At 68.1% G+C, this 7770-nt stretch carries 8 protein-coding genes; 5 read left to right on the top strand and 3 right to left on the bottom strand.

Features of this window, described 5'->3' with window-relative positions:
• Positions 1 to 224 precede the first annotated feature (224 nt).
• Positions 225 to 1685: a DUF4062 domain-containing protein gene (locus QZX93_RS25480; protein WP_295387515.1), complete on the top strand. Its 1461-nt coding sequence runs from the start codon at positions 225 to 227 to the stop codon at positions 1683 to 1685.
• A 15-nt stretch (positions 1686 to 1700) separates the two neighbouring features.
• On the top strand, positions 1701 to 2315 hold the full coding sequence (locus QZX93_RS25475; RefSeq protein ID WP_295387517.1) for a tetratricopeptide repeat protein: 615 nt from the start codon (positions 1701 to 1703) through the stop codon (positions 2313 to 2315).
• 561 nt (positions 2316 to 2876) lie between these two features.
• Here the strand turns inward: QZX93_RS25475 and QZX93_RS25470 are convergent.
• Positions 2877 to 3095: a type II toxin-antitoxin system PrlF family antitoxin gene (locus tag QZX93_RS25470; RefSeq protein WP_295387520.1), complete on the bottom strand. Its 219-nt coding sequence runs from the start codon at positions 3093 to 3095 to the stop codon at positions 2877 to 2879.
• A 350-nt stretch (positions 3096 to 3445) separates the two neighbouring features.
• On the opposite strand from QZX93_RS25470, the gene QZX93_RS25465 reads away from it, so the two are divergent.
• The 3 genes from QZX93_RS25465 to QZX93_RS25455 are packed head-to-tail and all read left to right on the top strand — an operon-like array spanning position 3446 to position 6307.
• Positions 3446 to 3697, top strand: a complete 252-nt coding sequence (locus tag QZX93_RS25465; protein WP_295387524.1) for a UPF0175 family protein — start codon at positions 3446 to 3448, stop codon at positions 3695 to 3697.
• The gene (locus tag QZX93_RS25460) at positions 3690 to 4190 is read left to right on the top strand and encodes a DUF3368 domain-containing protein (protein ID WP_295387527.1); all 501 of its coding nucleotides are present in this window, start codon (positions 3690 to 3692) and stop codon (positions 4188 to 4190) included. Before QZX93_RS25465 ends, QZX93_RS25460 begins: the two co-directional genes overlap by 8 nt.
• Positions 4191 to 4201: 11 nt before the next feature.
• Positions 4202 to 6307, top strand: a complete 2106-nt coding sequence (locus tag QZX93_RS25455) for a hypothetical protein (protein ID WP_295387530.1) — start codon at positions 4202 to 4204, stop codon at positions 6305 to 6307.
• 639 nt (positions 6308 to 6946) lie between these two features.
• On the opposite strand, the gene QZX93_RS25450 is transcribed toward QZX93_RS25455, so the two are convergent.
• Both QZX93_RS25450 and QZX93_RS25445 read right to left on the bottom strand, forming a co-directional pair.
• Positions 6947 to 7147 carry a hypothetical protein gene (locus QZX93_RS25450; protein WP_295387532.1) on the bottom strand — a complete coding sequence of 67 codons (201 nt, stop codon included), beginning with the start codon at positions 7145 to 7147 and terminating at the stop codon, positions 6947 to 6949.
• Positions 7148 to 7503: 356 nt separating this feature from the next.
• Positions 7504 to 7770 carry a DUF1640 domain-containing protein gene (locus tag QZX93_RS25445; RefSeq protein ID WP_295387535.1) on the bottom strand — a complete coding sequence of 89 codons (267 nt, stop codon included), beginning with the start codon at positions 7768 to 7770 and terminating at the stop codon, positions 7504 to 7506.

The following is a 7770-nucleotide window of genomic DNA, read 5'->3' as shown; positions in this document are numbered from 1 at the left end:
TCCCGCGACACCGTCGCCGCCACCATCCAGCGCCTGGCACGCAACGTCCGCCTGGTGTTCGACTACCTGGGCATGACCGAAAATTCCCGCCGTCGGCGGGGACGGCCAGCCACGGCGGGCTAGAACGGATTTGCCGTGGGCTGGTCTTCCCCCGCCATTGACGCCCGTGCGCACCCGCGGCAGACTCATCCCCGCCCATCCACCGGATCGTTGAGGGGTCTGCGATGAACCGCCCGCGTCTGTTCGTCTCCACCGTCAGCAAAGAGCTTGGCAGTGCCCGCCGCCTGGTCGCGGACACCCTGCGCAAGCTCGGCTTCGACACCGTCACGCAAGACGACTTCCCCACCGGCCACGGTGAACTGCGCGCCTGGCTGCAACAGCAGATCGACGGCTGCGAGGGCGTCTTTCAACTGGTTGGCCTCGCCTACGGCCGCGAGCCGCCGCTGAGCGACGACCCCGCGCGCCGCTGGCCGGACCCCGAGTTCGGGCGCTGCTCCTACACCCAGTTCGAACTGCTCTACGCCCGCCGCCAGGGCAAGCGCACCTGGGTGATCGAGGTCGGCCCCGGCTGCCATCGCGACCTGAAACCGGAGCAACTCGACCTGCCGCCGCACCGCGACGGTGCGCCCCCGCACCCGGACCCCGCCGCCTACCAGGCCGAGTGCCGCGCCCTGCAATTGGCCTATGTCGAGCGCCTGCGCGCAGACAACCATCTGCGCCATCCCGTCGGTAACGATACCGAACTCGAAAACCGCGTGCTCAGGCTCAAGGACGAACTGGCGCAACTGCGCGCCCGGCAGGCGCGCCAGCAGCGCCGACTTGGCTGGGGCCTCGGCGCCCTCTTTGCGGCGCTGTTGCTGGTCGGGGCCAGCATCCTTTGGTACATCGACTGGACCAGGAGCCGCATTGTCGAGCAGACCGCCGCCCAGCAGCAGATCACCACCGAGCGCATCCGCGCCCACCTGCTGACCGCGGTCGAAGACGCCTACCGGCGCGACCTCCTGGCGGCCGAAACCGCCGCCGACTGGCAGGCGCGCGAGCTACAACGCCAGGCCGCAGCCGCCCAGCGCGCGGCCCAACTCGCCCGCGTCGACGACCTCGCCGCCTCCTTCGCCGCGGTCGAAGCCCGCGGCGAGGCCAGCACCGTGTTCACTGAACTAACCCGTATCTTGAAAGAACAGGGCGTCGATCCGGCCCTCGCCTATGTCGCCTCCAAGCGCGTGGGCATCCTCGACCTGGTCCGCGCCCGCCAGGATGCGGCGCGGCAACGCAACCGCGAGGACCTGCAACCGCTGCTCACCAGCGCCGGGCTCTATGCCGCCAAGGGCGAGGCTGGGCCGGCCCGCGCGCTGTACCAGGAGGTGTTGGAACTGGAGCCGGAGTGGCCGCAGGCGATGCACGCCAAAGTCACGTTCCTGTTCCAGCAAGCGGACCTCAACCTGCTCGCGCTCGGGAACCTGACCAAGGCCGAAGCCGACTATCGCGAGGCCAACGGTCTCGCTCGACGTCTGAGCGAAACGGAGCCCAAGCGAACAGAATGGCGGCATGAACTGGGCCGATCCATCGAGCGTCTTGCACTGGTCGCCATGAATCGAGGCCAGCTCGATGACGCAGCCGCAGGCTTCGAGCGTTTCACGGCCATCGCCAGACGACTCACCGCACAAGAACCAGCCGAGCCAAGATGACAGCGGGATCTCTCCGTGGGTTTGAATCACCTGGGCGAAACCAAGGCCGCTGAGGGCGACCTCGCGGGCGCGCTGGCGCACTTCGGGCAGTCGCTCGCGATTGCCGAGCGTCTGGCCGCCGCGGACCCGAGCAACGCCGGCTGGCAGCGCGACCTGTCGGTGAGCCTGAACAAGCTCGGCGACACCAAGGCCGCTGAGGGCGACCTCGCGGGCGCGCTGGCGCACTTCGGGCGGTCGCTTGCGATCGTCGAGCGCCTGGCCGCCGCGGACCCGAGCAACGCCGGCTGGCAGAGCGACCTGTCGGTGAGCCTGATCGGGCTCGGCGGCACCAAGGCCGCGCAAGGCGACCTCGCGGGCGCGCTGGCGCACTTCGGGCAGTCGCTTGCGATCGTCGAGCGCCTGGCCGCCGCGGACCCAAGCAACGCCGGCTGGCAGCGCGACCTCTATGTCTCCCACTGGATGCTCGCGGACCTGAATGAGCGGCGCGGTGAAACGCAGGCGGCGCAGGTCCATTGGCGCCAGGCCTACGCGGTGCTGAAAGGCATTCAGGAGCGGGGGCTGCATGTGTCGCCCGCGGACCTGGCGGGGTTGGAGGCGATTCGGGCGTGGGTGCAGGCTGCGGCGCACTAAGCGGCGCCGTGCCGGGTCTCCCCTCGGCCACCCGGCACCCCCGGATAAGGGGGCTTACCGGTTCCCAAGTCACGCGACCGGGCAAGTCGCCACCGCCGCGGTCCACGCGCGCTCTGGGAGGTTTCGCGCGCCCCTTCCGGCTGAAGCCTCGACCTCCGGTTGGGACGCTGGCCGCGGCCGGAGGTCGGGGCGTGATCGTGAACGTCAGTCCGGGACCCGGTGGGAGCGGCTTCAGCCGCGACGCAACCGCGCAAACGGCCCTGGCCTCGTCGCGGCTGAAGCCGCTCCCACGCATTCCTTGCATCGTCGGGGGTGGCTGGCCTTGCGGCCATGACCGTCGGCCGGTCCCGTGCCCGCCTGCCGGTGTGGTCGCGGCGAATACCCCGGATGGCTGCCGCGGGCGCCGCCCGAGGCTCTGGAGCAGACCGTGCGCAAATGGTCCGCACAGCGGACCCTTGTCACCCGCGAGCACTGTCCATGCCGAGCCGCTCGGCAATTCGCGCCATGACCTCGGCACGCACCTCCGGCCCGACGGCGCAGAGGCGTGTGGCGTCGCGGGCCTCAAAGATCGGCATAGGCCCGCGCGTCCGCCGCTGAATACCACTCATCGAACGCCCGGAAATGGTCGTCCATCGGGTGTGCGGGCGCGACCTTGGTGAGGAAGACGCGTTCTCCGTCCAGGCGGTACGCGATCTCGTCGCCCTCGCGCAGGTCCAGCGCCGCGCGCACGGGCTGGGGAATCCTGGTTTGTGCCTTGCGGGTCAGCTTGCTGGTGATCATCCGGGCCTACCTTCGGTAAGGCGCTTCCTGACATGATGCTAGGCGCCGATAGGGTTCAGGGTCAAGGCGGGCGAGGGCGAGAATGTACTGGATCCCAAGTGCCACTTGGAAACCCGGCGCCAATACCAAAAATCTCTCTTCAATCCTGGAGCTTGGGAACCAGCGCGCGCCTTGCCGCCCCCCCTGGTCCCGGCTACCATCCGGACCTGCCGTCCGACGTCGGCGCCCCCCGATCTGGGATGCCGCCGGACTGTCCGCAGCCGATGGCCGGCACCGCGCCACGCGGCACCGGCAAACGTTTCCGGACCGGGCGGTGTGGCCCCGCGCCGGCTCCAACAGAGGTTTCAACCATGTCCCGCGTCGCCTTCGATATTCCCGCGGAGATCGCCTTCCAGCTCGGCGCTGATGACCGTCAGGCAGGCATCGCATTGCGCATGATGGCCGCCGTCAAGCTGTTTGAACTGGGCCGGCTATCCGCCGGGGCCGCAGCGGCGTTGGCCGGCGTGCCCCAGCCCCTGTTCCTCGCCAGACTGGCCGACTACGGCGTGGCGGCGCTCGATCTGAGTGCGGATGAACTCGCGCACGATCTCGCCAATGCCTGAAGTCATCGCCGACACCTCGCCGATCCAATACCTGTTTCAGCTTGACCTGCTGGAGCTGTTGCCTCGTCTCTACGGGGGCATCCTGGTGCCGACCGCGGTGCAGGAGGAGTTGGAGCGGGGGCGGACGCTCGGTGTCCATCTGCCGACGGTGGCGGGCTTGCCGTGGGTGCGGATCGTCGAGCCCCAGACCAGGGTTTTGTTACCGCTGGCCAGCGGGCTCGGCGCGGGAGAGCTCCAGGTGATGGCCCTGGCCAAGGAAACCGCCGGGCACCTCGCGCTGCTCGACGACCGCCGCGCACGTCGCTTCGCTGACCTGCTTGGGGTGGTCTACACGGGAACACTGGGCGTGCTGCTCAAGGCGAAACGTGCGCGCATGCTGGAAGACTTAGCGCCAATCTGCGACAGCCTGGAGCGCAGTGGTTTCCGAATGTCACCTGCGGCGCGCAGTGCGCTGTTGTCACTGGCTGGAGAGCCTACCTCGCCTGGGTCTTGAGGATGATCATCATGCCGCACCCCGCACCGGAGAGCTTGATCCTACCCCGTCCCCGCGCCGTGCTGCGCCTGGGCTTTGCCGGACGGCGGGTGCTGCAACCCCCGGAGATTGAGACCCTGACCAACGCCCTTGGGCAGGTGCTCGGGCACCTCGGCCACCGGTTGGCGGCCCTGACCCCGGGCGCCCCGGTACAGGCCGGGCAGGAGCCGCGGGTGTCTGCCTTCTACGATGACGACCAACGGCCCTTGCTGCGCCTGATCACCGGGCTGTGTGAGGGGGCGGACACGGTAGCGGCGCAGGTGCTGGAGAACCTGCACATCGCCCCGGATCGTCCGGGGCCGGATGGGGCCGCCAATACCTGTGTCGAGACCGAATTGGCGGCGGTGCTGCCCTTCGACCTGCTGGCCTACCGCGCCAGTCGCGCGCGGGACTTTCTCCCTGACTTCGACCGCCAGGCCGAGCGCTGCGCCTACATCCTGGTGGCGGACGGGCTCCACGCCAAGCCGGACCCGGACACCCCGCTCGCGCAGCGGCGGCGCCAGCGCGGCTACCGCGCCCAGTCGGCCCTGCTGCTGCGCCAGGCGGACATACTGATCGCCGCCGCGGACCCCCAGGCGGAGGGCAAGGCGGGCGGCACCCGGGAGACGGTGCAGGGGGCCATGACCTTCGGCCTGCCGGTGATTTTTATCGACACCCGGAGCGGGGCGGTGCGGGTGATCGAGCCCGACGCGGATATCCATGCCGCCCTGGATGAACCGCTGCCGGATGAGACGGACCCAGGGCCAGATCTCGCGACGCGCCTGGCGGACCTGGTGTCCTGGGTGATGGCCGACCCGCAACTCGAACCGCCGGTGCAGACGCCTGGGCAGACGCCGGCCGAGTCCCCCGGGCTGCACCTGCTGCACGAATACTTCGGCGCCAAGGCCGTACCGCCCCGGCGGCGCGATGGTCTGCGCCGCGAGACCTGGCGGGGTGCGGTCTGGGCCTGGCTGGAGCGCCGCTTCCGTCGAGGTCGCGCCCCAAAGAAGGACGCCGAGCTGGCGCCTTACGTTGCGTACCGGCGGCGCGCCACCGACCTGAACTATCACTTTGGCGGGCTCTATCGCGGCGCCTTCGTGCTCAACTATGCGCTGGCGGTCCTGGCGGTGTTGTTGGCGACCCTGAGCCTGAGTCTGCTCGCCGTGTTCGGCGGCCATGGGGCGCCGCACTGGCTGGAACCGGCGCTGGTGGGGCTGGGGCTCGCCAAGCTCGGCATCCTGTATTTCATCCTGCGCAATACCAACCAGGCCAACGACGGGAACTGGAATGCCCGGGCAGTGGATTACCGCTATCTCGCGGAACGCCTGCGGGCGCTGTATTACCTGCCCTTGCTCGGCAGCTTTCAGCCCCCGGCGGCGGCCCGGCCCTGGCAGGCGCAGCGCGCCCAGCGTCAGACCGCGGTGGACTGGCTGTTCGACGCCCTGCTGCGCTCGGTTTCCCCCTTTGAACTGACCCAACCGGTGCCCTTCCCCAGCCACGATGGCGTGGGCGAGATCCGCGTTCAACTGCTGGCCCTCGACCCGCGGCCGGCCCTGGACTTGGTGTGCGAGCCCTGGCTGTCCGAACAGATCGCCTACCACCTGCGCAGTACCCACACCCACGAGGCAATGGACCGCCGTGCCGAGCGGGCCGTCACCCGGATCAACAAGGCGGTGCTGGGCTTTGTGGCACTGGATTGCTTGATTCTGACGGTGGTCCTGGCGACGCCCTGGCTTGAGGCCGCGCGGCTGCTGCCCGAACACGGGCTCTGGCACGGGTTGCATGGCTTCACGCCCTGGCTGTTGCTGCTCGCCGCCGTGCTGCCCGCGGCCGTGGCGGCGCTCAACGGTGTGCGCTTTCAGAGCGAGGCGGCGCGTCTGGGCGACCGTTCCCAGTCCCTGACCCAAGTCCTGATCGGGCACCGGCAGGAGGCCCTGGCACTGGCGAGGCGCATGGAACGGGCGGCGGCGCAGCCGGCCGGCGATCCCGGCGCCTGGTCGCTCGACACCCTGCGCCTGGGCGAGCGGGTGGCGCAGGACTGTGTGCGGGAGGTGGCGGAGTGGACGGTGCTCTATGCCAAGGAGTTGCCGGAGCCTTGAGGGCTCGGTAGGGTCCGCTGTGCGGACCGGTGTGTCCGAGCGGTCTGCTGGGTTGTTGGTCCGCGCAGCGGACCCTACGGTTGTCTACAAACATCGTTGGCCCCACAACGGCGGGGCTGACGGTGGCCTGATCCGCATGGTTGGCCACCAGTCCGGCCCCGGCAGCGCGCGGGTGTCTCGGTGTCGTATTGGCGAATGGCGCAGCAGGCCCATTACCCTAGAAATAGCAGTTCTCACGCCAAGGGTTTTCAATTCGGCCTTGATCATAATTCCGGCCACGCGGCATCGTAGGGTGGACAAGCGCAGCGCAGTCCACCAGCCGCGGCGCGGGATTCGGTGGACTGCGCTAGCGCTTGTCCACCCTACGGCCGGAGTTATGATCAAGGCCTTCAATTCGTTATCACCCCTTGGTGACTCACCCGTCGGGTGATGCGGATGCTGCCCACATGCTCTTGATTTTTCTTGGCGCCTTGGCGCCTTGGCGTGAGCAACTTCCGGATTTAGGTTCAATGCGTTTGAGCGGTAACGACGGATGACGCGGGTTGGCTGTCAACAGTTCGTAATTCTTGTCCGCCAATCCACGGATATCAGCAGGCAGCTTTCGGTATGCATCCCAGAAATCAGAGGATGTGTAATGCTTCACAGCTCGCGTGCTGTACCCTGCGCAAACTCGGTCCGGGCTTTTTCGATTAGCGTATTAAACTTACCAGCCTTGAAGTCGGCCGCGATTTGTCGATCCCAGCGCTCGTTTTCAAACGCTTGGAACCACTCGTGTAGCGCGGCAAAGTCCTGCGGTGGTAACGCGCGAATGCGGGCTTCAATGGCTTCAACTTCGCTCATAAGATGACCTCTCGACGTGTTCTTGGTTGGCCGACCGCGTCGGCCACAGAGAGCGCCTGGTAGGAACGGCTGCGCGAACCGGACCCAGCGGAGGACTCCCGCATCCGTCGGTCGGTGCCCCGTTCCGCCCAACTAGTCTACACGCAGCAAAGAGCATTCAGCAGCCCGGCCAGGCGCCCCAGCGTGGACTGCTGACCCTCACCCCGCGGCTGGCCCTGGCCTTGGTGTGCGAGCCCTGGCTGTCCGAACAGATCGCCTACCACCAGCGCAGTACCCACACCCATGAGGCCGCTCAACGATGTCCGCTTTCAGAGCGAGGCCGCGCGCTTGGGCACGAGATGAAGTCCGATCGGCCGCTAAAAGAATGACTTGATGACGAGCGAGGCAACGCCGGCCAACAGCAGGCCGAGCATCCATTGCAGCAGCGTGAACTTGCCGGTGAGGTCGCTGCGCAATAGGTCGAGCTTCGACTCCAGGCGCTCGATGTCGCGCGCGCTGGCCACCTCAGAAGAGGACAACACCTCGGCCAAGGCTTGCGCCTCGGCCTTTGCCTGCTGGGGCGGTACGCCGCCGGCTTCCAGTCGCTCGGCATACTTGAGGGTGTCGAAGGCGATGGTCGTCAT

Source organism: uncultured Thiodictyon sp. (genome assembly GCF_903946935.1).
In the GTDB taxonomy this organism is placed as follows: domain Bacteria; phylum Pseudomonadota; class Gammaproteobacteria; order Chromatiales; family Chromatiaceae; genus Thiodictyon.
This window is presented reverse-complemented; position numbering and strand designations above follow the sequence as displayed.

Coding starts and splice junctions, on each gene's coding strand:
- QZX93_RS25460 (WP_295387527.1), top strand. CDS start 3,690: ATGCCTGAAGTCATCGCCGACACCTCGCCGATCCAATACCTGTTTCAG.
- QZX93_RS25480 (WP_295387515.1), top strand. CDS start 225: ATGAACCGCCCGCGTCTGTTCGTCTCCACCGTCAGCAAAGAGCTTGGC.
- QZX93_RS25455 (WP_295387530.1), top strand. CDS start 4,202: ATGCCGCACCCCGCACCGGAGAGCTTGATCCTACCCCGTCCCCGCGCC.
- QZX93_RS25450 (WP_295387532.1), bottom strand. CDS start 7,147: ATGAGCGAAGTTGAAGCCATTGAAGCCCGCATTCGCGCGTTACCACCG.
- QZX93_RS25445 (WP_295387535.1), bottom strand. CDS start 7,770: ATGACGACCATCGCCTTCGACACCCTCAAGTATGCCGAGCGACTGGAA.
- QZX93_RS25470 (WP_295387520.1), bottom strand. CDS start 3,095: ATGATCACCAGCAAGCTGACCCGCAAGGCACAAACCAGGATTCCCCAG.
- QZX93_RS25465 (WP_295387524.1), top strand. CDS start 3,446: ATGTCCCGCGTCGCCTTCGATATTCCCGCGGAGATCGCCTTCCAGCTC.